The 25,499-nt window shown below is 63.6% G+C and carries 25 protein-coding genes; 8 read left to right on the top strand and 17 right to left on the bottom strand.

Annotated elements, in window-relative coordinates:
• Window positions 1-9: 9 nt before the first annotated feature.
• Window positions 10-1,002, top strand: coding sequence for a YhdH/YhfP family quinone oxidoreductase (locus P5703_RS08780; RefSeq protein ID WP_125875543.1), 993 nt, complete (start codon window positions 10-12; stop codon window positions 1,000-1,002).
• Window positions 1,003-1,269: 267 nt separating this feature from the next.
• Here the strand turns inward: P5703_RS08780 and P5703_RS08785 are convergent, their stop codons facing one another.
• The 8 genes from P5703_RS08785 to P5703_RS08820 form a co-directional block, all read right to left on the bottom strand.
• Window positions 1,270-1,770, bottom strand: coding sequence for a DUF934 domain-containing protein (locus tag P5703_RS08785; RefSeq protein WP_011913363.1), 501 nt, complete (start codon window positions 1,768-1,770; stop codon window positions 1,270-1,272).
• Window positions 1,754-3,412 carry a nitrite/sulfite reductase gene (locus P5703_RS08790; RefSeq protein WP_125871844.1) on the bottom strand — a complete coding sequence of 553 codons (1,659 nt, stop codon included), beginning with the start codon at window positions 3,410-3,412 and terminating at the stop codon, window positions 1,754-1,756. The genes P5703_RS08785 and P5703_RS08790 overlap by 17 nt, the downstream gene beginning before the upstream one ends.
• Before the next feature lie 336 nt (window positions 3,413-3,748).
• A complete protein-coding gene (locus P5703_RS08795) occupies window positions 3,749-3,964 on the bottom strand; it encodes a DUF2970 domain-containing protein (protein ID WP_011913361.1) in 216 nt (71 codons plus the stop codon).
• 127 nt (window positions 3,965-4,091) lie between these two features.
• Window positions 4,092-4,622, bottom strand: a complete 531-nt coding sequence (locus P5703_RS08800; RefSeq protein ID WP_019406573.1) for an Hsp20/alpha crystallin family protein — start codon at window positions 4,620-4,622, stop codon at window positions 4,092-4,094.
• Between the two features lie 151 nt (window positions 4,623-4,773).
• Window positions 4,774-5,223, bottom strand: coding sequence for a hypothetical protein (locus P5703_RS08805; RefSeq protein WP_011913359.1), 450 nt, complete (start codon window positions 5,221-5,223; stop codon window positions 4,774-4,776).
• A 28-nt stretch (window positions 5,224-5,251) separates the two neighbouring features.
• Window positions 5,252-6,562, bottom strand: a complete 1,311-nt coding sequence (locus tag P5703_RS08810) for a leucine-rich repeat-containing protein kinase family protein (protein ID WP_285586162.1) — start codon at window positions 6,560-6,562, stop codon at window positions 5,252-5,254.
• Window positions 6,563-6,653: 91 nt separating this feature from the next.
• On the bottom strand, window positions 6,654-7,682 hold the full coding sequence (locus P5703_RS08815) for an RNA methyltransferase (RefSeq protein WP_125883981.1): 1,029 nt from the start codon (window positions 7,680-7,682) through the stop codon (window positions 6,654-6,656).
• Window positions 7,683-7,704: 22 nt separating this feature from the next.
• Window positions 7,705-8,853 carry an MFS transporter gene (locus P5703_RS08820; RefSeq protein ID WP_017246119.1) on the bottom strand — a complete coding sequence of 383 codons (1,149 nt, stop codon included), beginning with the start codon at window positions 8,851-8,853 and terminating at the stop codon, window positions 7,705-7,707.
• Between the two features lie 439 nt (window positions 8,854-9,292).
• Here P5703_RS08820 and P5703_RS08825 point away from each other — a divergent pair, with 439 nt between their 5' ends.
• Together P5703_RS08825 and P5703_RS08830 are read left to right on the top strand one after the other, a co-directional pair.
• Entirely contained in the window at window positions 9,293-9,592 is a 300-nt protein-coding gene (locus P5703_RS08825; protein ID WP_013982886.1) for a DUF1883 domain-containing protein, read from the top strand.
• Window positions 9,593-9,632: 40 nt separating this feature from the next.
• Entirely contained in the window at window positions 9,633-10,622 is a 990-nt protein-coding gene (locus tag P5703_RS08830) for a DMT family transporter (protein WP_126477992.1), read from the top strand.
• 5 nt (window positions 10,623-10,627) lie between these two features.
• On the opposite strand, the gene P5703_RS08835 is transcribed toward P5703_RS08830, so the two are convergent.
• Together P5703_RS08835 and pnuC are read right to left on the bottom strand one after the other, a co-directional pair.
• Window positions 10,628-11,152 (bottom strand): AAA family ATPase, encoded by a 525-nt coding sequence (locus P5703_RS08835; RefSeq protein WP_285586168.1) that lies wholly within the window; start codon window positions 11,150-11,152, stop codon window positions 10,628-10,630.
• Window positions 11,149-11,709 (bottom strand): nicotinamide riboside transporter PnuC, encoded by a 561-nt coding sequence (pnuC, locus tag P5703_RS08840; RefSeq protein ID WP_041771940.1) that lies wholly within the window; start codon window positions 11,707-11,709, stop codon window positions 11,149-11,151. Before pnuC ends, P5703_RS08835 begins: the two co-directional genes overlap by 4 nt.
• Before the next feature lie 230 nt (window positions 11,710-11,939).
• Between pnuC and P5703_RS08845 the strand changes: the two genes are divergently transcribed.
• Window positions 11,940-13,037, top strand: a complete 1,098-nt coding sequence (locus tag P5703_RS08845) for an acyltransferase family protein (RefSeq protein WP_285586171.1) — start codon at window positions 11,940-11,942, stop codon at window positions 13,035-13,037.
• 96 nt (window positions 13,038-13,133) lie between these two features.
• On the opposite strand, the gene P5703_RS08850 is transcribed toward P5703_RS08845, so the two are convergent.
• A complete protein-coding gene (locus tag P5703_RS08850; protein WP_037000814.1) occupies window positions 13,134-13,460 on the bottom strand; it encodes a DUF5629 family protein in 327 nt (108 codons plus the stop codon).
• A 54-nt stretch (window positions 13,461-13,514) separates the two neighbouring features.
• Entirely contained in the window at window positions 13,515-17,207 is a 3,693-nt protein-coding gene (metH, locus tag P5703_RS08855; RefSeq protein WP_285586175.1) for a methionine synthase, read from the bottom strand.
• A 162-nt stretch (window positions 17,208-17,369) separates the two neighbouring features.
• On the opposite strand from metH, the gene P5703_RS08860 reads away from it, so the two are divergent.
• The 4 genes from P5703_RS08860 to P5703_RS08875 all read left to right on the top strand — a co-directional run bounded on the left by P5703_RS08860 (window position 17,370) and on the right by P5703_RS08875 (window position 22,444).
• The gene (locus P5703_RS08860) at window positions 17,370-19,646 is read left to right on the top strand and encodes a fatty acid cis/trans isomerase (RefSeq protein ID WP_197861268.1); all 2,277 of its coding nucleotides are present in this window, start codon (window positions 17,370-17,372) and stop codon (window positions 19,644-19,646) included.
• A 123-nt stretch (window positions 19,647-19,769) separates the two neighbouring features.
• Complete coding sequence (gene nfuA / locus P5703_RS08865) at window positions 19,770-20,354, top strand: Fe-S biogenesis protein NfuA (protein ID WP_011913347.1); 585 nt, start codon at window positions 19,770-19,772, stop codon at window positions 20,352-20,354.
• Between the two features lie 147 nt (window positions 20,355-20,501).
• Entirely contained in the window at window positions 20,502-21,485 is a 984-nt protein-coding gene (locus P5703_RS08870; RefSeq protein WP_013982878.1) for a response regulator, read from the top strand.
• Window positions 21,486-21,487: 2 nt separating this feature from the next.
• Window positions 21,488-22,444, top strand: a complete 957-nt coding sequence (locus tag P5703_RS08875; protein WP_017246111.1) for a sensor domain-containing diguanylate cyclase — start codon at window positions 21,488-21,490, stop codon at window positions 22,442-22,444.
• 18 nt (window positions 22,445-22,462) lie between these two features.
• On the opposite strand, the gene P5703_RS08880 is transcribed toward P5703_RS08875, so the two are convergent.
• From P5703_RS08880 to P5703_RS08900, 5 genes are all read right to left on the bottom strand, one after another.
• Complete coding sequence (locus P5703_RS08880; protein WP_279642671.1) at window positions 22,463-23,560, bottom strand: DNA topoisomerase IB; 1,098 nt, start codon at window positions 23,558-23,560, stop codon at window positions 22,463-22,465.
• Between the two features lie 56 nt (window positions 23,561-23,616).
• Window positions 23,617-23,826 carry a hypothetical protein gene (locus P5703_RS08885; RefSeq protein ID WP_014596767.1) on the bottom strand — a complete coding sequence of 70 codons (210 nt, stop codon included), beginning with the start codon at window positions 23,824-23,826 and terminating at the stop codon, window positions 23,617-23,619.
• A gap of 58 nt (window positions 23,827-23,884) precedes the next feature.
• The gene (locus P5703_RS08890) at window positions 23,885-24,577 is read right to left on the bottom strand and encodes a DUF421 domain-containing protein (protein WP_285586178.1); all 693 of its coding nucleotides are present in this window, start codon (window positions 24,575-24,577) and stop codon (window positions 23,885-23,887) included.
• Between the two features lie 93 nt (window positions 24,578-24,670).
• Complete coding sequence (locus P5703_RS08895) at window positions 24,671-24,952, bottom strand: hypothetical protein (RefSeq protein ID WP_017246110.1); 282 nt, start codon at window positions 24,950-24,952, stop codon at window positions 24,671-24,673.
• A gap of 142 nt (window positions 24,953-25,094) precedes the next feature.
• Entirely contained in the window at window positions 25,095-25,364 is a 270-nt protein-coding gene (locus P5703_RS08900) for a hypothetical protein (protein WP_011913340.1), read from the bottom strand.
• Between the last annotated feature and the right edge of the window lie 135 nt (window positions 25,365-25,499).

The following is a 25,499-nucleotide window of genomic DNA, read 5'->3' on the forward strand; positions in this document are numbered from 1 at the left end:
GGAACCGCGATGAGCAGCTTCAAGGCACTACAAGTCAGCGAGACCGAAGGTGGCCGTTTCGAGTTGAAGGTCGTCGAGCGAACCACCGAAGACCTGCCCGCCGGTGAGGTGCTCATCCGGGTGCGTTATTCCTCGCTGAATTTCAAGGATGCGCTGTCGGCCAGTGGCAATCGTGGCGTGACCCGGGCCTATCCGCATACTCCGGGGATCGATGCCGCCGGTGTCGTGGCCTCGTCCAGCGTGGCCGAGTTCGCCGAAGGCGATGAAGTGATCGTCACCGGCTACGACCTGGGCATGAATACCGCCGGCGGCTTCGGTCAGTACATCCGGGTTCCGGCCGCCTGGGTCATCAAGCGTCCGCAGGGACTGTCACTACGTGACGCGATGATACTCGGCACAGCCGGCCTGACTGCCGCACTCTGTGTCGACAAGCTGGAACAGGCTGGTCTCGAGCCGGGAGACGCGCCGGTGCTGGTGACCGGTGCGACCGGCGGTGTCGGCAGCATCGCGGTGGCGTTGCTGGCCAGCCTCGGCTACAAGGTCGCGGCCGTGACCGGCAAGGCCGACCAGGCCGATTTCCTGACCCGCCTGGGGGCCACGCAGATCATCGAACGTGCTGCATTGCAGGCCGGCGTGGACAAGGCCTTGCTGAAGGAGCAGTGGGGCGGGGCGGTGGATACCGTGGGCGGGGACATTCTGTTCAACGTGGTCAAATCGCTGCAGCGCGGCGCCAGTGCGGCCTGCTGCGGTCTCACTGCCGGCACGCATTTCCAGGCCAGTGTACTGCCGTTCATCCTTCGCGGCGTGAACCTGCTGGGCGTGGACTCGGTGGAGATTCCGCTGGTGGTCAAGGCATCCATGTGGGACAAGCTGTCGTTGCAATGGAAGCTGGCCAACCTCGATGAGCTGGCCCATGAGATCGGTCTGGAGCAACTGCCGGAGGCCATCGAGCGCATCCTGGCGGGCGGCCAGGTCGGGCGCGTGCTGGTGCGTCTGGATTGAGAGCTGACGCAGCCTCGTCTGGTCAATCGGTACGATAGCGGCAATGAATTTCCTCAGGCGCTGTGTTTGGTCGAATCTATCGCCACTCCTGACCGCAACCGAGGAAATCGCTCATGAAGAAGCTGGCCGAAAAGATCAAACAGATCGCTTCCGGAAAAAAGACCGCTGCAGTGCCCGTGCCGGTCGAGCATCCGAACTTCTGGATGTATCAGTGACGCCAATGAAAAGCCCGCCAATTGGCGGGCTTTTCACTTGCTGGCGTTGTCGTCAGACCTGACGGCGGCGGAACAGCGGGCGTTCGTCGTCGGCCGCGGCCTGATAGGTCACCGAGAAGTCCTTGAGACCTTCCAGGGCATCGACGGGATCGCGATCGGCGCGGATGGCGAAGGCGTCGAAGCCACAGCGGCGCATGTAGAACAGCTGGTCTCGCAGCACATCGCCGATGGCGCGGATCTCACCCTTGTAACCGTAGCGCTCACGCAGCAGGCGCGCGCTGGAGTAGTGACGACCATCGGTAAAGCTCGGGAAGTTCAGCGCGATGACCTGGAAGTACTGCAGGTCGTCAGCGATATCTTCCACCTGCTCATGGGCATCGAGCCACACACCCAGGCCACCGTCACGGGCTTTGAGCGCATGTGCGTGATCGAGCCACAGGTGCAGCGGCACGATCAGATCGTCGCTGTTGCACAGGTCGTCCAGGGTCTGCTCCTTGGGGAGCAGGTGCCAGGTTTCGTCGACCAGCTGGTCGTTCTTAATGATTCGCTGCATAGACGCGCTCCTTGAAGGGATCAATGCCGATGCGGCGGAAAGTATCGATGAACTGCTCATCTTCGGTACGCTGCTCCACGTAGACGGTGATGATCTTCTCGATCACGTCGGGCATCGCATCCTGGGCGAAGGATGGGCCGAGGATCTGGCCGAGGCTGGCGTCGCGGCCGGAGCTGCCGCCCAGCGAGACCTGGTAGAACTCTGCGCCTTTCTTGTCCACGCCGAGGATGCCGATGTGGCCGATATGGTGATGGCCACAGGCGTTCATACAACCGGAGATGTTCAGGTCGATGTTGCCCAGGTCGAACAGGTAATCGAGGTTGTCGAAGCGACGCTGGATGGCCTCGGCGATCGGGATCGACTTGGCGTTGGCCAGCGAGCAGAAATCGCCGCCCGGGCAGCAGATGATGTCGGTCAGCAAGCCGATGTTCGGCGTGGCCAGACCCAGCTCGCGCAGTTCGTGCCACAGCTCGAACAGCCTGGTCTGCTCCACGTCCGCCAGGATCATGTTCTGCTCGTGGGAGTTGCGCACCTCGCCAAAGCTGTAGCGATCGGCCAGATCGGCGATGGCGTCGAGCTGCTTGTCAGTGACGTCGCCAGGGGCCACGCCGGTACTCTTGAGCGACAGCGTCACGGCGGCGTAGCCGGGCTTCTTGTGCGCCACCACGTTGCGCTGGCGCCAGCGGCCGAAACCGGGATGTTCGGCGTCTAGCTGGGCGAGGGCGGCGTCCTGATCCTGCAGAGCCTTGTACTGCGGATCGATGAAGAACTTGCTGACGCGCTGCACTTCGGCTTCGGTCAGGGTGGTGGGGCCGTCTTTCAAGTGCGCCCACTCGGCGTTGACGCGCTCGGCGAACACTTCAGGCGTCAGCGCCTTGACCAGAATCTTGATGCGCGCCTTGAACTTGTTGTCGCGGCGGCCGTAACGGTTGTAAACCCGCAGGATGGCATCGAGGTAGCTCAGCAGGTGCTGCCACGGCAGGAATTCGTTGATGAAGCTGCCGACGATCGGCGTCCGGCCGAGGCCGCCACCGACCGAAACGCGGAAGCCCAGCTCGCCTGCATCGTTCTTCACCGCTTCCAGGCCGATATCGTGCACTTCGATCGCAGCGCGATCGCTCACTGCGCCGTTGACGGCGATCTTGAACTTGCGCGGCAGGAAGGCGAATTCGGGGTGGAAGGTGGACCACTGGCGGATGATTTCGCACCAGGGCCGCGGGTCGATCAGCTCATCACGAGCCACGCCGGCGAACTGATCGGTGGTGGTGTTGCGGATGCAGTTGCCGCTGGTCTGGATGGCATGCATCTGCACCGTGGCCAGTTCGGCGAGAATCTCGGGTACGTCTTCCAGCTCGGGCCAGTTGAACTGCACGTTGGTACGGGTACTGATATGGGCATAGCCCTTGTCGTAGCGACGAGCGATCTCTGCCAGCTTGCGCACCTGCGTCGAGGAAAGCAGGCCATATGGCACGGCAATGCGCAGCATGGGCGCGTAGCGCTGGATGTACAGGCCATTCTGCAGGCGCAGCGGGCGGAATTCCTCATCAGCGAGTTCACCGGCCAGGAAGCGGCGGGTCTGGTCGCGGAACTGCCGGACCCGATCCTCGATGATGTGTTGGTCGTACTGGTCGTAAACGTACATAAATGTCCTGTTCTCAGGCTGCTACAGCTTCGCGCGCACGGCCGCGCACCCATTTAGGGAGGGCGGCACGATACCAGCTACTTGTTATGCGCAAAAGTGATGTTTGGGAATATGTTTAGAACTAAACCAAGCGAAATGGACTTACGGCTAACACGCCTTGAGCAACCTCGTTCCCTGGTCTTAACTGCGAGAAGAACAGGCTGCGACCGTAGCTGCTAGAGGAGAAGTCCCGTGAGAAATGACCAGCGCGACAGTGTTGTGGATGCCGCGGCGATATTTGCCTTGATCATGCTCGCCGTGGGAACGGCAATTTTCTGGGTCAGCCACCAATAGCGGCTACAGACCCGCCAGATAAAGCACGAGCTTGACCACACCCAGGACGATCAGCACGAACAGTACGGTGAACCCCACGCCGAGAATGATGAAGTGGCTGGGTTTGCCGTGGCTGAAGTCTCTAGCCCGGTTCTTGCCGCTTTGCACACCCAATGCGGCGGCCAGCACACTGCCGAGCATTTGCCGCAATGTCAGGTTCTTTTCCTGCTCGTCGTTCATGGCTGCCTCGAATCAGGGTTTTCCGAAGTCTAGTCGAGTGATCCGAGGTCGGCGGAGCGTTGACCCGGGCAGGCCGCATCAACGGGGGAGGAGGGCCGGCCATGCTGGCTGCCGGCCCTTTCGCTGGTCATTCGGCCTTGACCGAGATGGTCTTCGCTCCTTCACCAGCGCCGGGGTGCTTGGGCAGCGAAACACGTAGCACACCCTTGCCGAACTTGGCTTCGATCTGCTCGCGATCCACCCCGTCCGGCAGTGCGAAACTGCGCTGGAAACTGCCGAAGGAGCGCTCGGACAGGTGATAGCCGTCCTTCTCCTCCTTGTGCTCCTGGCGCTTTTCTCCCTTGATCACCAGGCTGTTGCCGACCAGCTTCACCTCGACATCCTTTTCATCGAGGCCAGGCAACTCGGCGGTGATTTCGAAGGAATTTTCCTTCTCGACCACATCTACCGCCGGCATCCGGCTGGGTCCGCCCTGCCAGAGAGGCGCCGTTTCCAGGCCGTGGCGACTGAAGGGCAGATGCCAGGGGCGATCGAACTCATCGAAAAGCCGGTCGACCTGTCGCCGCAGGGTGTCGAAGGGGCGCCATGGGTCTTGCGGTGCCGTCGGCACCTTCTTTTCATCCGTACTGACTGCAGGTTTGTTCGAAGCGTCGTTCATTTCACAAACTCCTGTAGAAGCTCGGGAAGGTCAGAGCGCATTTAGTGTTCTACCGGCGGGCAGATTGAAGTTTGATTCCGATCAACCCCGATCCACTCTCCGCGCGTCATTCAGCGTAGCGTCTTCCTGGCCAGCTACAAGACGCAGGCGGTCAGAGACTCTCCTTGAACCAGTCCCAGAGTCCGAGGGAAAAATCGGGGAACAGATTGATGCCCAGCGCGGATTTGAGCAGGTAGAGGATTACCAGCCCGACCAGGGCGGAAAACAGCAGGAAGAGGGTCGCCAGCGCAGCCTTGGCGATCAGCGACAGGTTCTGCTGCGGGCGGGTCAGGTTGCGCTTGTTGCGCCCCGCGACGATCGCGAAATAGTAGTGATTGCGCCACAACCGCACCGTGCCGCGCAGGTCGACCCGGTGCCTGACCCAGGAGCGTGCGCCGAAGACACCGCGCAATGCCGCCAGCTGCTCCTCATTGAACGAATCACGCAGGTGCTCGGGCAGCCGCTGCTTGAGTCCACGAACGAAGGGGTCCTGGTCCAGCGGAGTGTCGGCGTAGGGCTTGGGATAGGGCGAGCGCGGCTCGTCCGCTTCGGGTGAGGTCATGGCTGTGTAATCGCTCCGGTAATGCGCGTCAGAGCGCGGCGAGAAGGCTATGCAGACGGTCGAAGTCCGGTCGCTGCTCGATGTTGTCGTTCAGGCAATGTCGTTGCAGATCCAGCAGGACATGCTGACGTGGATCGGTGTCCGGGCAGCGTTGCAGCAATTCTTCCAGCAGGCAACCGAAAGCGCGGGCTTCGATGCGCTTGAGGTGCTGTCCGGCTGCGCTGTCGGGCTCGAAGAAGGAGGCCGCGCCGAAATCGCTGAGCAGGCAGGCGCCACTCGGATCGACCAGCAGGTTGTGGGCATAGAGGTCGCCATGCAGGATGCCGCGGCGGTGCAGGTGAGCAACGGCGGACGCGACGCCGCTGGCGATGCTCAGGACCTGTTCGAGGCTGAAACGCTGCTCGGCACCGTAGCTGTCGCGCGTGCAGCTGGCCAGCGAGGGTGGCCCGGCCAGGGGCTGGAAGCCAGGGTCGACTAGATCCATCAGCAGGCCGGGCGTCAGCTCTGCGTGGTCGGCAAGTGGGCCGGCGACGTCGATCAGGTTGGCGTGACGGCCAGCCGCCACGCACGCGGCCATTTCGCTATGCGGCAGGCCGTCGCTGGTGACGTGTCCCTTGAACAGCTTCGCCGCCATGGGTCGCGGCGCCTGGCCGGGCACCTGCCATTGCGCTCGGTGAATGACGCCGGAGGCACCCTGGCCGAGCTGTTCATGCAGCATGACTTGCGTTCGAGCAATCGCGGGTAGCGAGTGGCGTGCAAGACTCGCGGCCTCGTTGGCGTCGCTGAAGGGGTTGCCGGCGAAGGCCAGCCAGCTCAGGCGCGGCAGTGTCAGCAGCCAGTCTGGCAGCAGCTGCAGGCGGTTGGCGGCGATGCGCAACAACTCCAGGTGGGTGCATTCGGACAGCGACGGCGGCAGGCTGGTCAGCCGGTTGCCGGCGAGCATCAGCTTCTGCAGCCTTCGGCAGTTGCCGATCTCGTCGGGCAGGCTTTCCAGCTGGTTATCGGTAAGGATCAGCCAGCGCAGAGCCGGCGGCAAGGAATCGGCAGGCAGATGACGAATACGATTGGCCTTGAAGCCGACCATTTCCAGCTGTGGGCAATCGCCGAGACACTCCGGCACCTCGGTGAACGGGTTGTCCGAGCAGAACAGGATCCGCAGCTTGCGCAGCCGGGATAGGTCGGCTGGCAGGCTGTCGAGCTGGTTGCCCGAGAGGTTCAGCACTTCCAGCGTATCGGCGAGGCCGAAGATCGCGTCGGGAAAGGCGTCAAGGCCGGCGGAAAGATCAAGGCGGCTGATGCCGGCCAGTTCGCCACGTTCGAGTTGTTCCAGGGTATGCATGCGGTGTTGCGCTTTCCTTGCTGAGATGAACACCGAAACGGCGTCTGCTACAGCGCTCCGACAGCCGTTGGCGAGGTGGGTTCAGGCCCGATCAGCGCGGCCGCCTGCGCCCGAGCACTTGCTCGGCGCGGGCGCGCAGCTGGCCGCAGCCGCCATCGATATCCTGGCCGGCCGAATTGCGCACCTTGGTCAGCACGCCGCGGCTGTGCAGATAGCGCACGATCTGCTCGATGCGCTCACCCTCAGGCCGCTGGTACGCGTCGTCTTCCAGGCTGTTGTAGGGGATCAGGTTCATCACCGCATACTTGCCCTTGAGCAGGCGCAGGATACCGTCCATCTCCTCCTGGTTGTCGTTGATGCCCTTGAGCAGCGTCCACTGATACTGGATCGGGAAGCCTGTCGCGCGGGCGTAGCTCTCGCCAAGCTCGACCAGTTCCTCCGGGGCGATCTGCGGTGCGCGCGGCAGCAGCGCCTGGCGCAAGGCACCGTCGGTACTGTGCAGCGACAGCGCCAGGGCCGGCTTGACCCGTTGCTGTGGCAGGCGCTCGAACACGCGCAGGTCGCCTACGGTGGAAAACACCAGGTTCTTGTGACCGATGCCGCCCTCGGTACCGAGCAGGTCGATCGCCTCGAGTACGTTGTCGAGGTTGTGCGCCGGCTCGCCCATGCCCATGAACACTACCTTCTTCACCGAGCGGAAGCGGCGGGCGAGGGCGACCTGAGCAACGATTTCGGCACTGCCCAGCTGGCGCAGCAGGCCGCTCTTGCCGGTCATGCAGAACACGCAGCCCACCGCGCAGCCGACCTGGCTGGACACGCACAGTCCGTCGCGCGGTAGCAGCACGCTTTCCACCATCTGCCCATCGCCAAGCTCCACCAGCAGTCTTGCCGAACCATCGGCGGCCGGGTGCTCGGAGCGCAGGCGGGCCAGTGCGTCGATTTCCAGGCTCAGCGCCGGCAGACCTTCGCGCACGCTCAGCGGCAGGAAGTCCTCGGCCTGCTGCTGGCGCCGCCCGACATCGAGCGGCAGGCCCTTGAGCCAGGCGCGGGTCATCCGCCCGATATGACGGGGCTTGGCGCCGATATCGGCGAGGCGTTGCTGGAAGTCGGGGATGCGCATAGGGCGCGCATTCTAGCCGGGCTCACGCCGCGAAGCGACGGCAGAACGGCACGATACCGAGCAGCAGGACGGCGAGCAGCGCGAAGGCCATGCCCAGCGAGCTGAAATGGGCGACCATGCCCATCATCGCCGGGCCGGCGAGCACGCCGGCAAAGCCAATGGTAGTGGCGACGGTGACGGCCAGCTGCACCGGCATGCCGTCCTGCCGGCTCAACGAGGAGATCAGTACGGGCGATACGTTGGCGCACCCCAGGCCGCACAGCCCATAGCCGACCAATGCCAGCGCCCAGTGCTCGGCGGTCAGGCTCAGACCGATGCCGAATGCCGCCAGCATGCCGCCGAAGGCGATGACCCGCGCCGTGCCTAGGCTGTTCACCAGCGGAGCGCCAGCGAACCGGGCGATGGTGACCATCAGCGCGAAGGCCGCATAGCCGAGCCCGCCTCTGGCGACTTCCAGGCCTTTCTCACCGGTCAGATAGAGCGCGCTCCAGTCCAGCACGGCGCCTTCGGCGAGGTAGACGACGAAACACATCAGGCCGACCAGCATCACCAGCCCGGTCGGGCGGACGAAGGCGAGGCCGCCACCGGGCGCGCGATTCGGCAGGTAGCCGCGCGCAAGGGCCAGGTTCGCCGCCACGATCACGCCGATCATCATGAAGCTACCGACCTCCGGTGCCAGACCCAGGCTCAGCAGGCCGGTCAGCACCAGCGCACCACTGATGGCGCCGAGGCTGTACATGCCGTGAAAATTGGACATCAGCCGGCGGCCGACAGCGGTTTCCACCAGCACCGCCTGAATGTTCATGATGACGTCGATGACGCCCAGGCTGCCGCCGAAACAGAACAGCGCCAGGCCCAGCCACCCGATCGAATCGGTCAGCGCCATGCCGGCCAGCGCCAGGGCCAGCAGCGCGACACTGCACAGCTGCACCGGGCGAATGCCCCAGCGGGCCACCAGGACGCCGGAAATGGGCATCCAGGTCAGCGAGCCGATCCCGATGCACAGCAGCAACAGACCGAACACCGCATCGGTCATCTCGATGCGTTCACGGACATAGGGCACCAGCGGCGCCCAGACGGAAAGACCGAAGCCGGCCATGAAGAAACCGCAACGGGTCGCGTTGCGCACGATGGGGGCATCAATCTGAACGGTGTTACGAACCGCGAACATGAGCGGCAGACCTCGATAAGCAGGAAATGGATGTGCAGGAAAAGGCGCGACTGAGCGCCATCACCACACGGCCAGCAATCCGGTATCGAAGAGAAACAGCAGCCGACTTCCTGCGGGCAGGCTGACAGAGCAGGGACGTGACGTGCTGTACATGGCAGGAAGCAGACTTTCGGACAGGTCGGCAGAGCATACACAACCCGGTCCGTAGGACAACCCGCTCGCGGCGAGCGCGGTCAACCTCAGCGCATCAGGCCCAGGGCGATACCGATACGAGCGTCGATGTCGCCCGTCCACATGTCGATGGCCACGCCAAGCAGGATGTCCTGGGTCAGCCACTTGGGCTTCATGCCTTTCGCGGACCGGGATCGTCAGCAGGCCGGTTCCAGCGGTATGCATGCTATCGTTCTGCGCTTTGCCGCAAACCGTGTCGGAGCAGTCGATGAAGTTCATACACCAGCGCGAGCACCTTGAAGAAGGTGACATCGTCGTTATCCAGTGTTCGCAGACCTGCAATATTCGTCTGATGAACGACGCGAACTTTCGCAGCTTCAAGAATGGCGGCCGGCACACTTACCACGGCGGTGCGTTCGACCGTTTTCCAGCGAAGATCGTCGCGCCAAGCTCGGGTTTCTGGAACATCACCCTGGACACCGTCACTCGGCGCCCGATCAGCGTGACGCGCAAACCGAACCTCACCTATTCCATTAAGGTCATTCGACGGTCGGCGTCGCGTTCATAGACGCCGCGCCAGCCCGAAAGCATCCCGCCGGAGCGAAGATTTGAGTCATCGCTATCAAGAGCCCAGCCATGCGCCCACCATCAGCCGAGACGATCCGCGCGCAGGCGCGACGACACGCGGCCATGAGCGCAAGCGTGTCACCCAGGCCCATCTCGGCATGCTGCTCTGGGCGCTGTTCGTCGGGCTTTCCTTTCCCGCGGTCGGGCTGCTCAGTGACGGGCTGCCCCCGCTGCTGCTGACGGCGATGCGCTTCGGCATCGCCGCGCTGGTACTCGCGCCGCTGGCGTGGCGCCAGAGCGATGGGCGCCCGGGCTGGCGAACCCTCTTGCTCTACGCGGCCATGGGGCTCTGCCTGGCGGGCTTCTTCGGCACCATGTTCTGGGCGGCGCATAGGGTCAGTGCATTGTCCATGGCGACCCTGTTCGTCAGCGTGCCGCTGCTGGCGTACTGCCTCGGCCGGGGGCTGGGCGTCGAACAGCGCGCGGGCAGGCTGCTCGCCATCCTCGCGCTCGGGGCGAGCGGGGCTCTGGGGCTGGCCTGGGCCGAGAACGGCGGCGACTTCTCCGGGATGCAGCTGGGCTTCGGCGAGCTGGGTTTCTTCTTCGGCTGCGTCGCCTCGGCGCTCTATCCGGTGCTCAGCAAATGGGGGCTGGCCAACGGATCGTTGCCGACCCAGGCGGGCCTGCGCACTTTCTGGAGCCTGGTGGCGGGCGCTGTGCTGATCGGCCTGATGGGGGCGATATGGGAGCGCCCGGCGGCGCTGCTGCACATGAATCTGCTGGACCTGCTGCTGGTGACCTACCTGGGCGTGTTCTCCAGCGCGATGACCTTCTTCCTGCAGCAGCGCGCCACCAGCGCACTGACCCCCGGGGCGGTAACGGCCTACAGCTACCTGGTGCCCTTCGTCTCGATGCTGTTGCTGTTCTTCGATCAGCCCGCGCGCATGGGTTGGCACTGGCTGCCGGGCAGCCTGCTGGTCATCCTCGCCATCGGCCTGCTGCTGCGCCGGGACGGGCAGCCAAGCCGCTGAGGCGGTCAGCCATCCAGCAGCGCTCGTGTCCAGGCAATTGCCTGACGTTCGCGCTCGGCCCAGTCACCTGCGATTTCAACGAACGGCTGCCGATGCTGCCGAAGCCAGTCACGGCATTGCTCGTAGAAGCGCTGCCTGTCGTCTAGATCCGGCTGGCAGCGCTGGCCGTCCGCATGCCACTCGGCGCCTGTGGGCGAGAGCAACAGGTGCTGGTGGTATTCGCGCGCCTGCAGTTCGGCTTCCAGCCAATCGGGGCAGTCACCGAACAGCGTGCGGCTCCAGAGCATGTTGCTCAGCAGATGGGTGTCGAGGATCAGCAGATGCGGTGCGGCGGCCCGTGCAGCGTCTTCCCGGGCCAGTTGGCCGCGGGCAATGTCCGGGATGTCGGCCAGCGTCGTGTCGCGTTGCGTCCGCTCGATGTAGTGACGCACGTACTCGTCGACCAATAGACCGCCAAAGCGGCGTCGCAAGCGATCGGCCAGCCAGCTCTTGCCGGTGGATTCCGGTCCGGTGAGCACGACGACCTTCATCGGGCGGCCACCAGGGTCGCACGCCATTCACGCAGCCCCATCACCGCCAGTGCGGTGAACAGCGCGTAGAGCCCGGCCGTCAACCAGTAGCCCTGGAAGCTGAAGAAGCCGACAAACAAGGCATCGACCACGATCCACAGTGGCCAGCACTGCAGGCGCTTGAGTGCCATCCACAGCTGCGCGAGCAGGCTGAAGGCGGTCAGGCTGGCATCGATCCAGGGAAACGCCGCCTCGGTGAAGCGAGCCATTGCGCTGCCGAGCAGCAGGCTGCCTAGCACCGCCATGCCGATGCCGACCAGCACTTCCGGCCCGCTGGCCAGGCTCACGCGCCGGCCGTTTCCGTCGGTGCCGCGGGTCCAGGCCCACCAGCCATACAGCTGCATCGCCGCGAAGACGCCGTGCAACAGCACCTGGGAGTACAGCTTGGCATCGAAGAAAAACCACGCATACAGCGACACCATGCCCAGCCCGATGGGCCAGCACCAGCTGTTCTGCCGCACGGTCAGCCAGACGGCGACAACGCCCAGCAATGAGGCGATCAGTTCGAGAAGCGACATGGCGGTGACCGGTGGCGAAGAACGAGGGGCGCGATCATAACGGAGCCGGGCCTCGTCCGGATCGCGGCCGGCGAGATTGAACGACCCCGACATCGACCTGTCTTGGACAATGCAAAGGCGCAGCGGGAGGCTGGCCTGATGTCGAACGAGGCCGCGAGGCGATGGAATCGATCCTGAATGACCCAGGCAATGGCTGGTAGTCGCGGCGGCTGGCGAACAACGGATGGCTTATGAGTGATGCCGGAGCGCGGCACGGCAAGAATCGCAACATTCAATTTCTTCGTGGCCTGGCAATCGTGCTGGTGCTGCTGGCCCACGGCTCGGTCATGCTGATAGGTGCCGAGGCTGTCTGGTGGGATGGGGTGCTGCAGCGCTTCCTGCCGGGTGTCGGAGTCGACCTGTTCTTCCTGATATCCGGCTTCCTGATGGGTGCAACCTTCCTGCGCAAGCACAGGCAATTCGACGCGGCGGCGGTGTACGGGTTCTACAAGAAACGCATTCGCCGCGTGCTGCTGCCGACCTGGTTCTGGTCTGCGGTGGTATTGCTGTTCGCCGTGCTCGAGCCGCCACGCGGCGCACCCAGCTATTCGCTGGACACCCTGCTGGGCGTGACCGCGAGCGCGGCGTTCTTCCTCGCCAATGTGTTCAACGCGCTGCACGAGACGGATTTCGGCTACTTCTGGTCGATTGCCCTGGAAGTACAGTTCTACCTGCTTTTCCCGCTGCTGCTCCTGCTGGGCAGGGCGTTCTGGCCGGCGGTGATCGGCATCGTGCTGTGGTTCAGTTTTGCCAATCCGTTTGCGCCCGAGTGGCTGTTCCGAGCCAACGGGCTGTTTCTCGGCCTGTTGCTGTGGAAGCTGTCGTCCCTGGAATCGTTTCGGCTGGTCGAACGGGACATCGAGGCGATGTCGCCTGTGAGCAAGGTGCTGGTGATGGGTCTGTCGGTGCTGCCGGCCAGCGTGCTGGCCATCGCGCTGGAGCCGTTCGCGTCGTTCCGCTGGGCGGCGACGACGCTGGTGCTGGCCGTTCCTTTCATGCTCGCGGCCTGTTCCGGCGAAGCCATCTTCGGCAGCCTCTCGCGCCCGCTGGAAGCCATAGGCCAGGTTTCCTTCTCGCTGTACCTCTGCCATATCCCGGTCTGGCTGCTGTGCATGCACTGGCTGGACGATCAGCCGGTGCTACCGCGCGTTGCGCTCTGCGTGACGGTCTCGCTGATCGTCGCCGGGCTCAGCTACCGGTATATCGAGCGCCCGCTGACCGAAGGGGCGGTATCGCGTGAACCGGCGATTGACGAGGTGGGCACCCGCGCAGCCGTCCGCAGCCGTTGACGGATGGGGGCGCCTAGCTGGGGGCGCCTTTCTGGCGTGCCTGGATGGAGGGCGCCCGATGGGGGCGCCTCGACGGGTGCGCTGAGGTGCAGTGGACTACTCGTCCTCGTCCTCGCCGCCAATGGCGCTGAGGCATTGCAGGCGGTGCGGGCCTTCCAGCAGCCAGCTTTCATCTTCGGCGTCGCGCTGTGCCTCCATGATCTGGTTGTAGCTGAACTGCCACTGGCGGCGGGTCCGGCCGTCCACCAGGTCGATGGTCAACAAGGTGGCCTCGCTGGCGAACGGCTGGTTGGCTTCGGCGGCTGCGTCGGCCTGATCCAGCACGGCTTCGTCGAGCGCGAACTGCCACGCGTGCAGGCCGTCGATGATCAGCATGTCGGCATTTTCGAGTTCGTCGATCAGCCAGGGTGTTTCCGATGACATGGTGCACTTGCTCCGTGGATCGAACGCAGGCGTCGGGAGACGCCCGCGTCGAGATCAGTTGTCGTAGCCCAGGTTCGGCATCAGCCAGCGCTCACTGACGGCCAATTCCTGGCCCTTGCGCTGGCTGTAGCTTTCCACCTGATCCTTGTCGATCTTGCCGACGGCGAAATACTGCGCCTCGGGATGGGCGAAGTACCAGCCGCTGACCGCCGCGGTGGGCAGCATGGCGTAGTGCTCGGTGAGCGTGACCTGGCTGATGCCGTCGGCATCCAGCAGCTGGAACAGCGTGCCCTTCTCGGTGTGGTCCGGGCAGGCCGGGTAACCGGGGGCAGGGCGGATGCCCTTGTACTGCTCGCGGATCAGCTCCTCGTTGCTCAGCTGTTCATCCTTGGCGTAGCCCCAGTACTGCTTGCGCACCTGTTCGTGCAGCCACTCGGCGCAGGCCTCGGCGAGGCGGTCGGCGAGCGCCTTGACCATGATCGAGTTGTAGTCGTCGCCCTTGTCCTGATAGGCCTTGGCCAGCTCCTCGGCGCCGATGCCGGCGGTACAGATAAAGCCGCCTACATAGTCGGTGATGCCGCTGTCCTTTGGTGCGACGAAATCGGCCAGCGACAGGTTCGGCTTGGCGTCCGGCTTGATGGTCTGCTGGCGCAGGTGATGCAGGGTGGCCAGCTTCTCGCCGTTGTCACCGTACACTTCCAGGTCATCGTCCTGGACCTGGTTGGCCGGCCAGAAGCCGAACACCGCACGTGCGCGGATCAGCTTCTCGTCGACCAGCTTTTTCAGCATGGCCTGGGCATCGTTGAACAGCGAGGTGGCCGCTTCGCCAACCACCTCGTCCTCGAGGATGCGCGGGTACTTGCCGGCCAGGTCCCAGGCGATGAAGAAAGGCGTCCAGTCGATGTAGTCGACCAGGGTGCGCAGATCGATGTCTTCCAGCACCTGGCGGCCGGTGAAGCTCGGTTTGACCGGGGCGTAGCCGCTCCAGTCGAACGGCGGCTTGTTGGCGATGGCATCGAGGTAGCTCAGGCGTTCGGTGCGCGCACTGCGGTTGGCGGTGCGCTCGCGGATCATCGCGTACTCTTCGCGGGTCTTGTCGACGAACGCCGGCTTGAGTTCCTTGGACAGCAGGGTGGTGGCCACGCCGACTGCACGCGATGCATCGGTGACATAGACCACTGCATCGTTGCTGTACTGCGGGTCGATCTTCACCGCGGTGTGCGCCTTGGAGGTGGTGGCGCCGCCGATCATCAGCGGCAGGCTGAAGCCCTGGCGCTGCATTTCCTTGGCCACATGAACCATTTCGTCCAAGGAGGGGGTGATCAGCCCGGAGAGGCCGATGATGTCGCACTTCTCGGCGATGGCGGTCTGCAGGATCTTTTCCGCCGGCACCATCACGCCCATGTCCACCACGTCGTAGCCGTTGCAGCCCAGCACCACGCCGACGATGTTCTTGCCGATGTCGTGTACGTCGCCCTTGACGGTCGCCATGAGGATCTTGCCCTTGGCTTCCGGCTTGTCGCCCTTTTCCGCCTCGATGAAGGGGATCAGGTGTGCCACGGCCTGCTTCATCACGCGGGCGGACTTGACCACCTGGGGCAGGAACATCTTGCCCGCGCCGAACAGATCGCCCACCACGTTCATGCCGCTCATCAGCGGGCCTTCGATCACCTCGATGGGGCGTGCGCACTGCTGGCGGCACTCCTCTGTGTCCTCAACGATGAAGGCGGTGATGCCCTTGACCAGCGCGTGCTCGAGGCGCTTGTCCACCGGCAGATTGCGCCATTCCTCGGTCTCGGCTTCCTTGACCGAGCCATCGCCCTTGTACTTGTCGGCGATCTCCAGCAGCGCCTCGGTGCCGCCGGCGCAGCGGTTGAGCACCACGTCCTCGACCGCGTCGCGCAGCTCCTTCGGGATCTCGTCGTAGATCTCCAATTGGCCGGCGTTGACGATGCCCATGGTCAGGCCCGCCTTGATCGCATGGAACAGGAACACCGAGTGGATCGCTTCGCGCACCGGGTTGTTGCCGCGGAAGGAGAAGGACACGTTGGACACGCCGCCCGAGGTCAGGGCATAGGGCAGGTTGTCGCGAATGAAGGCGCAGGCTTCGATGAAGTCGACGGCGTAGTTGTTGTGCTCTTCGATGCCGGTGGCGATGGCGAAGATGTTCGGGTCGAAGATGATGTCTTCCGGCGGGAAGCCCACCTCGTTGACCAGGATGTCGTAGCTGCGCTGGCAGATTTCGCGCTTGCGTGCGGCGGTATCGGCCTGGCCGGCTTCGTCGAAGGCCATCACCACCACCGCGGCGCCGTAGCGCTTGCACAGGTGGGCGTGGTGCTTGAACTGCTCGACGCCTTCCTTCATGGAGATGGAGTTGACGATGCCCTTGCCCTGGATGCACTTGAGGCCCGCCTCGATCACTTCCCACTTGGAGGAGTCGATCATGATCGGCACGCGGGAGATGTCCGGCTCGCCGGCGATCAGGTTGAGGAAGGTGACCATGGCCGCCTTCGAATCCAGCATGCCCTCGTCCATGTTGATGTCGATCACCTGGGCGCCGGCTTCCACCTGCTGCAGGGCCACTTCCAGCGCCTCGGTGTAGTTCTCCTCGCGGATCAGACGGGCGAACTTGGCTGAACCGGTGATGTTGGTGCGCTCGCCGACGTTCACGAACAGTGAACTGCGGTCGATGGTGAAGGGCTCCAGGCCCGACAGGCGGCAGGCCTTCGGAATGTCCGGGATCACGCGCGGCGGGTACTTGGCCACCGCCTCGGCAATCGCCTGGATATGCGCCGGCGTGGTGCCGCAGCAGCCGCCGATGATGTTGAGGAAACCGCTGGCGGCGAACTCCTCGACCACCGCGGCCATTTCTGCCGGCGTTTCGTCGTACTCGCCGAAGGCATTGGGCAGGCCGGCGTTGGGGTGGGCGGACACGTGGGTGTCGGCCTTGTTGGCCAGCTCTTCCAGATAAGGGCGCAGGTCCTTGGCGCCCAGGGCGCAGTTCAGGCCTACGGAGATCGGCTTGGCATGGCGCACCGAGTTCCAGAACGCCTCGGTGGTCTGGCCTGACAGCGTGCGGCCGGAGGCGTCGGTGATGGTGCCGGAGATCATGATCGGCAGCTCGACGCCATCTTCCTCGAATACCTGCTGGACAGCGAAGATCGCCGCCTTGGCGTTCAGCGTGTCGAAGATCGTTTCGATCAGAATCAGGTCAGCGCCGCCCTCGATCAGGCCACGGGTGGCTTCGGTGTAGTTCTCCACCAGCAGGTCGAAGGTGACGTTGCGGTAGCCGGGGTTGTTGACGTCCGGCGAGATGGAGCAGGTGCGGCTGGTCGGGCCGAGCACGCCGGCGACGAAACGTGGGCGGTCCGGCGTCTCGGCGGTCTTGGCATCGGCCACTTCCCGGGCCAGGCGTGCACCTTCCACGTTCAGCTCGTAGACCAGTTCTTCCATGCCGTAGTCGGCCTGGGAGACCCGGGTGGCATTGAAGGTGTTGGTTTCCAGAATGTCGGCGCCGGCATCGAGATAGGCCTTCTCGATGGCCTGGATGACGTCGGGGCGGGAGAGCAGCAACAGGTCGTTATTGCCCTTCACGTCGCTCGGCCAATCGGCGAAGCGCTCGCCCCGGTAGTCGGACTCCTCCAGCTTGTAGCTCTGGATCATGGTTCCCATACCACCGTCGAGAATCAGGATGCGCTGGCTGAGCGCGTGCTGGAGGGCCTGAAGTCGGGCGTTGCGAGCGGACATGGGAACTACCTGAAAAGCGGGAACGAAAAGAGCGCGAATGATAGCAAAGCTGCATGCTTTTTTAGCTGTCGCGCATTTGCATGAAGATTATTCAGGTTGGGCAGGCAGGCGGCGTTTGTCGTGCACGCATAGAATGCAGGGTCACTTTCAGGCGTTCGTTTCATGTCCCACCGTTTCTGGCTCGGCTGTCTGTTGCTGCTCATCGGCAGCGCTGCACAGGCCGAAGTCCTCTCCTATCAGCGCGATATCCAACCGATCTTCACCGCCAAGTGCGTGGCCTGCCATGCCTGCTATGACTCGCCGTGCCAGCTCAATCTGGGCAGCGGCGAGGGCGCCGAGCGTGGTGCGAACAAATTGCCGGTGTACAACGGCGTACGCTCCAAGGCCCAGGCCCCGACTCGCCTGTTTCTCGACGCCGAAGGCGAGCAGGCCTGGCGACGCAAAGGTTTTCATTCGGTGCTCGACGCCCAGGGCGATCAGGCGGCGCTGATGGCGCGCATGCTGGATCTGGGTCGCAGCCAGCCGCTGACGCCCAATGCCAAGCTGCCTGCGGAGCTGAATATCGGCATCGACCGGGAGAACAACTGCCCGTTGCCCGACGAGTTCGATGGCTATGCTCGCAAGACCCGGCACGGCGGCATGCCTTTCGCGGTGACCGGCCTCAGTGATCAGGAATACGCCACCGTGCAACGCTGGCTGGAGCAGGGCGGCGCGGTTGAGCCTCGACAGCTGCAGCCCTCGGCCCGGGAAGCGACGCAGATCGAACAGTGGGAACGCCTGCTCAATACGCCAGGCCCGCGCGGCAGCCTGGTCGCGCGCTGGCTCTATGAGCACCTCTTTATTGCCCACCTGTATTTCGAGGGGGGCGAACCCGGTCACTTCTATCAGTTGGTGCGTTCGCGTACGCCCAGCGGCGAGCCGGTCGATGCGATCGCCACGCGACGGCCGAATGACGATCCGGGTACCCGTTTCAGCTACCGCCTGCGGCCCATCAGCGACGTGATCGTGCACAAGACGCATATCACCTATCCCTTGAGTGCGACGAAGCTGGCGCGGGTCAGAGCGCTGTTCTTCGCAGGCGACTGGACCGTCGAATCGCTACCCGGTTACGGCGCGAATCACCGGGCCAATCCGTTCAAGACCTTCCAGGCGATTCCTGCCGAGGCGCGATACCAGTTCATGCTGGATAACGCTGAGTACTTCGTGCGCACCTTCATTCGCGGCCCGGTCTGCCGAGGCCAGATCGCCACTGACGTCATCCGCGACAACTTCTGGGTGTTCTTCCAGGACCCGCAGCACGATCTCTATGTCACCGATCGGCGCTTTCGTGAGCAGGCCACACCGCTGCTGGCCATGCCGGGGCAGTTCGACGAAATGGGCGACCTGCTGGCGTTCTGGAAGACCTATCGCGTGAAGCGCAACCAGTACGAGCAGCTGCGCACCAAGGCTTACGCCAATGCGCCGGCCGATTGGCCGCAGATCTGGGCAGGTAACGAGAACGCCTTGCTCAGCGTGTTCCGCCAGCATGACAGCGCCTCGGTGCGCAAGGGGCTGATTGGCGAAATTCCGCAGACGCTCTGGTGGATGGACTATCCGCTGCTGGAGCGCACCTATTACCAGCTGGTGGTCAACTTCGACGTGTTCGGCAATGTGTCCCACCAGGGCCAGACGCGGCTGTATTTCGACCTGATCCGCAACGGCGCCGAGCTCAACTTCCTGCGGCTGCTGCCACCTGCATCGCGTCAGGCCATCCTGGATGATTGGTACGAGAAAAGCGGTCAGCTCAAGCTGCTGCTGGCCTACACATCGGTCGACCGCGCGACACCCACACAGCTTGCGCTGGAAAGTGGCGATCCCAAGCGCGCGTTCGCCCGGCAGCTGCTGGCGCGGCACGCGGGTATCAACGCCGCTCCCGACCCGATCAACCGCTGCCAGGGCACGCACTGCTATCGCGACGACCAGCCGGCCGAGCTGCAGCGTGTCGAACAGGCGCTCAGCCGGCTGACCAACCGGATGGCGGCCGGTATGCCTGCCATCCTGCATCTGCCCGAGGCGACCCTGGTGCGGGTCGAGTACGCCGGGGACCGCCGGGAAATCTACAGCCTGCTGCGCAACCGGGCTCACAGCAATGTGGCGTTCATGTTTGGCGAGTCGCTGCGCTGGCAGCCGCGCCTGGACACCCTGACAGTCTATCCGGGCATCCTCAGCAGCTACCCGAACTTCATCTTCAACCTGCCGGCGGCGGACGTCCCGACCTTCGTTGCGGCGATGGAGCAGGTGAAGGCGGGCGCCGATCTCGAGCGGCTGGTCGAGCGCTGGGGCATCCGCCGCAGCCATCCGCAGTTCTGGCACTACTTCAACGATCTGTCGCGCTATCTCGAGGAGACCGAGCCGGTAGAGGCCGGCGTTCTGGACATGAACCGTTATGAAAACCTCTAGCAGGCGTTCCAGGGCGATCCACGGAGCGTGGAACTTGAAATCCGATAGTCCGACTAAAATACTAGGACTTAACCGTGGCAGTGGTTTGACGTACACTGCCACGCATGTCTGCGAGGAGTTCCCATGAGCGCGATCACCATTACCGAAGCTGCACACGATTATCTGGCCGACCTGCTCGCGAAGCAGAACACCACCGGCATCGGAATTCGCATCTTCATCACCCAGCCCGGCACGCCCTACGCGGAAACCTGCATCGCCTACTGCAAGCCCGGTGAAGAAAAGCCGGACGACATCGCCCTGGCACTCAAGAGCTTCACTGCCTGGATCGACGGTACCAGCGAGCCCTTTCTGGAAGACGCGCTGGTCGACTACGCTACCGACCGCATGGGTGGCCAGCTGACGATCAAGGCGCCGAACGCCAAGGTGCCGATGGTCAACGAAGACAGCCCGATGAACGAGCGCATCAACTACTACCTGCAGACCGAGATCAATCCGGGACTGGCCAGCCACGGCGGCCAGGTAACGCTGATCGATGTGGTCGAGGAAGGCATCGCCGTGCTGCAGTTCGGTGGCGGTTGTCAGGGCTGCGGCCAGGCGGACGTGACCCTGAAAGAGGGTATCGAGAAAACCCTGCTGGCCCGGATTCCCGAGCTCAAGGGCGTGCGCGACGTGACCGATCACACCAACCGCGAGAACGCCTATTACTGATGGCGGCGGCCCGGCGGCGGCTTCCGCCGGGCCGTTCGGCAGGTTTCCAGGCAAAATGCCACTATTTTGCCTTCATGGCGCACACAGCGCCCTTGTCCTGCGATAAGCTCTTGCGCCTAGGTTGTCCGGGCAACGAGAGCTCGTACCATGTCTGCCATTTCCCTGTTGATCTGCGATGACTCAGCCCTCGCGCGCAAGCAGCTGCTGCAAGCGCTGCCGGCCGGCTGGCCGGTAACCGTCTGTCAGGCGGCGACTGGCTTGGAAGCGCTGGAGCGGATCCGCCAGGGTGGCGTCGACGTGATGCTGCTCGACCTCACGATGCCGGAGCTGGACGGCTATCAGGTGCTTGCGCAGCTGCGCGAAGAACAGCTCCAGTGCAAGACCATCGTCATCTCCGCGGATATCCAGGATGAGGCCGTGCGCCGCGTGCTGGCACTCGGCGCGCTGGCCTTCATCAAGAAACCCGCCGATCCGGTGCATCTCCACCAGACGCTGGCGAGCCTCGGCCTGCTGGACGATGTGTCGTCATTCATCGGTCGCGTCGAGGGCGGCCGGATCAGCTTCCGCGACACCTTCCGCGAAGTGGTCAACGTCGCCATGGGTCGCGCCGCTGCGCTGCTGGCGCGGGTGTTGGGCGTATTCATCCAGTTGCCGATACCCAACGTGAACATTCTCGAGGTCGGCGAGCTGCACATGGCGCTGGCCGATGCGGCCCGTGGCGACAAGCTTACGGCGGTATGCCAGGGCTACATCGGGGGAGGCATCGCCGGTGAGGCACTGCTGCTGTTCCATGACTCGGAAGTCGCCGACATGGCACGCCTCATGCGCCGGCAGGACTACCTGGAGATGGAGATGCTGCTGGATCTGTCGAGCCTGCTGATCAGCGCCTGTCTGAGTGGCATCGCCGAGCAGATCGAGGTGGTGTTCTCCCAGGGGCACCCGCAGGTGCTGGGGCAGCATGCGTCCATCGACGAGCTGATCCGGCTCAACAGCGCACGCTGGAAGAAAACCCTGGCGGTGGAGATCAGCTACAGCCTGGAAGGGCATGACATCCACTTTGACCTGCTGTTGTTGTTCACCGAAGATTCGGTCGAGCTGCTGACCCGCAAGCTCGCCCACCTGATGGAATGAGCATGAGCAATTCCGCCGAGTTGAACGAACTTCACTGGCTGCTGGCCATCGTCCAGAGCATCGACGTGGGTGTCGTGGTACTGGACCGCGACTATCGCGTCGAGGTCTGGAACACCTTCATGGAGAATCGCTCCGGTCTGCACCCCGAAAAGGCCCGCGGCCAGACGTTCTTCAACCTTTTTCCCGAAGTGGATGAGGACTGGTTCCGGCGCAAGGTGGAAAGCGTCATGACCCTCGGCACGCCGTCGTTCACCATCTGGGAACAACGGCCGTACCTGTTGCGCTTCAAGAACTACCAGCCGATCACCGGGCTGGAAGACTTCATGTACCAGAACACCACGCTCCTGCCGCTCAAGGGCATCAATGGCAGCATCGACCAGGTGTGCCTGATCATCTATGACGTCACCGATGTCGCGGTCAACCGCCGCCAGTTGCAGGCGGCAAACGCCGAACTGCAGCGTCTGTCCAGCACCGATCGCCTGACAGGTCTGTACAACCGCGGGCACTGGGAAGAAATGCTGCGCCTGGACTACGCCCGTCATCGCCGCTACGACAGCCAGGCCGCGCTGGTCATGTTCGATATCGACCATTTCAAGTCGATCAACGATACCTACGGGCATCAGGTCGGCGACGCGGTGATTCAGCAGGTCGCGGAGCTGATCCGCGAGAACCTGCGCGATTCCGATGTGGCGGGCCGTTATGGCGGTGAAGAGTTCGTCGTGCTATTGCCGGACACCGACAAGCAGGGTGCGCTGACCTTCGCAGAGCGACTGCGGCATGCGGTGGAGAGCCATGAGGTGCAGCATGAGCAGCATCGCATTCGCTTCACCATCAGCCTCGGCGTGGCCGACCTCAGCGTGCCCAGCAGCAGCCATGCACAGCTGATCGAGTGGGCGGACTCCGCGCTCTATGCCTCCAAGGCGGCAGGGCGCAATCGCGTCACCCTGCACCAGCACTGACCGCGTCGAAGCTGACGCTCAATCGGCCGCTTTGCGCAGAAAGGCAAGCAGGGCGACTTCCTCGGCGCTCAGCCATTTGCGCTTGCGCGCTGCCCGTAGCTTGACCAGCTCCCCATCGCTGAAGGCTTGCAGAATCGCCGGATGGATATAGCACTGGCGACAGACCGCCGGGGTATTGCCCAGCTGGCTCGCGACCTGCTTGACGGTTTCCACCAGGTTCTGTCGCGTGACGCTTGCCGAGGATGCGTCGAGCTTGCGCAACCGTTCCAGCGCCAACGCGCTGCCGGCCCAGGTCCGATAGTCCTTGGCGGTGAAATCGCGGCCGGTCATTTCCCGTAAATAGAGATTCACGTCGTTGGAGCTGACCGCACGGCGTTGGCCATCCTCATCCAGATACTGGAACAACTGCTGGCCCGGTAGCTCCATGCAGCGGCGCATGAGCCTGGCCAGGCGCCGGTCGCGCAGCGTCACCTCGTGCTCCACGCCACTCTTGCCGCGGAAATGGAAGCGGACCGCGGTGCTGCTAACGTTCACATGGCGCGTGCGCAGTGTGGTCAGACCGTAGGACCGGTTGTCCCTGGCGTAGCGGGAATTGCCGATGCGAATCAGGGTCGATTCGAGCAACGTGACCACCAGCGCCATGACCTTGTCGCGCGGCATGCCGGGCAGGGCCAGGTGCTTTTCCAGATCGCGGCGCAGCTTGGGCAGGGCTTCGCCGAACTCCAGCATGCGCTCGTACTTGTCGCTGTCGCGGATTTCCCGCCAGCGCGGATGGTAACGATACTGCTTGCGTCCGCGGGCATCGCGTCCCGTGGCCTGGAGATGCCCTTGCGGGTCGGGGCAGATCCAGACGTCCCGATAGGCCGGGGGGATCGCCAGTTTGTTGATCCGGCGAATCTCTTCTTCGTCACGGATGCGCTCGCCGCTCGGAGCGAAATAGGCGAACTTTCCACGCAGCTGTCGGCGGCGGATGCCTGGCTGCGCATCGTCCACATAATGCAGGTCGGGTGGCAGGGTAGGGCAAAGCAGCGTGCCGGTGTCGGCGGTTTCGTCCAGCGGGACGGGGCGGGTGCCCTCGGCCAGGGGTGGCGGTTCCGTCGCAGTGTCGTGGCGCATGGATGGCGGGTCCCCGCTAGGCCTCGCCAGGGAGCTGGCGAGGCGATGGAATGGGCTCAGTTGTCCTTTTCTGTACTGTTGCGCATCAACAGGCGAATTGCCGCGACAAGTTCGTCGACGGCCTCGCGATAGAGTTCGGGCTTCGCTTCGGTCTCCGCCTGGTCGGCGTGCTTGCGCGCGGTTTCGAGGTGATCGTTGATCGATGAGTAGTCGCCAAGCATGGTCTGCTCCTGCTGTTGATCGGGAAGGTAGCCGGCGTCGCGCATGGACGCGAACCGCCTCTATCAACTGACCGGCAGGAGCACTGGCGGTTCGTACCGTGCATCAGCGCGAGCGGTGGGTGGAAAGCGCCTTCGACCAGGTCGGATTGGAGCACCGCGGGCATCGCAGCGCTTGCTGGCTTTCCAGCGCCTGCGGAAAGCCGCAGCGGTTGCAGGCATACATGCCCGATGCCGGGATCTGCCGGAAGACCGGTCGGTACTCGGGCGGTAAAACCGAGAGCCCGGGGCGTACCGCTTCCGGCTCATGAAAGAACAGGCTCACGTTGCCGTCGTTTTCGAGTATGCCGAGTCTGACCTGGCCGAGATGCTCCACGCCCTGCTGGCGCAGCTCCATGAAGAACTCGTCCGCCGAGATGTTCATGCTGTCGAGGCTGCGCAGTTCGTAGATTCCGTCGCGAATGATGGTGACGGGTTTTCCTTCCAGCCACACGCCGAACCGCGGGCTGCGGCTCATCAGAAACACGGTCAGGCGGTACAGCGCCAGCAGCGTGGCAAATACGGCCGCAACCGGCAGCAGCGGAACATCGTCGTAAAAGGAGACGTCTCCCGCCGCCGAGCCGAGGGTCAGGATGATCACCAGCTCGAACACCGACAGCTGCCGAATGCCTCGGCGTCCGCTCACCTTGAGGAAGACGAAAACCGCGATAAAGGCAAGCAGCGCCCGTAGCGCCACTTCCGCAACGAACATCAGCGGAAACTCATGCAGAAGCATGCGCTGCAGATCAAAGGGGGTCATCTGGGATCGTCCTTCCGAGAAGCCGGCGCATGGCCGGCAGGCATTGCATTCGACCTCTTCTGAAACGTCAGCGTCGACGAATGCAGGCCGCAGTCACTCCGCCGGTGCTACCTCGAATTCCAGATCGATGCCATCGCCACTGCCATCTCCGACCACCGAACCGACGGCGGGCTTGCGTGTGACCTTGCGCCCTTCGTAGGCCTCGCTCAGATGGCGCTGAGCGATCTCGCTGATGTGATCGATCAGCCCGGGCATCTGGACGTCGCGCGGGACAATGAAGTGCAGCTTGACCGCTTGGGCGCCGGAGCCCTGAGGCAGGTCGGCGAGCCCGCAGCTCTGCCACTGATCGTTCACGTACGCTTCTGCACCTTTCATGGTTTTCTCCTGTTTCGCTCGTTGGTGTTGAGACCGCCAAACGGGCGAATGGGTCAGTCGCGAACGGTGCGTGCCGCCAAGCGCTGGGCATGAAAAAAGGCCTGGAGCGTTGGCTGCAGGCCTTGATTCGTGCCGCCCATCGTTATTCAGGCATGTGCCAGGGCGAGAAATGAGCACCGTCGCGGCTCAGCTGCGCGCGGGTCTTTTCCAGGGTTTCGCCCAGTTTCACCGGGTCGGTGAATACGCTGCTGGACATCTTGCAGCGGCCGAGCAGTCGGGCTTCGTCGCGATCGACGACGGTGATGCTGACTTCACCGTTACCTTCGGGCAGCGTCCAGGCGACGCACTGGAAAGGCTTGAACGCACGGTCGGTGATCAAAAGGGCTTCGTTGATACGCAGCGGGGTGTGCATGGGGCATGTCTCTCTGTGTGATACCCAAAATACCTGCAGCCAAGCTCGTTGGCGTTGGCCTTACATTGCAGTTGATGTACCCAGAGGACTGGCGAGTCACATGCGAGTTCGAAAAAATTTGAAGGCCTTTGCAAT

Source organism: Stutzerimonas sp. FeSN7, from assembly GCF_030263795.1.
Classification (GTDB): Bacteria; Pseudomonadota; Gammaproteobacteria; order Pseudomonadales; family Pseudomonadaceae; genus Stutzerimonas; species Stutzerimonas stutzeri.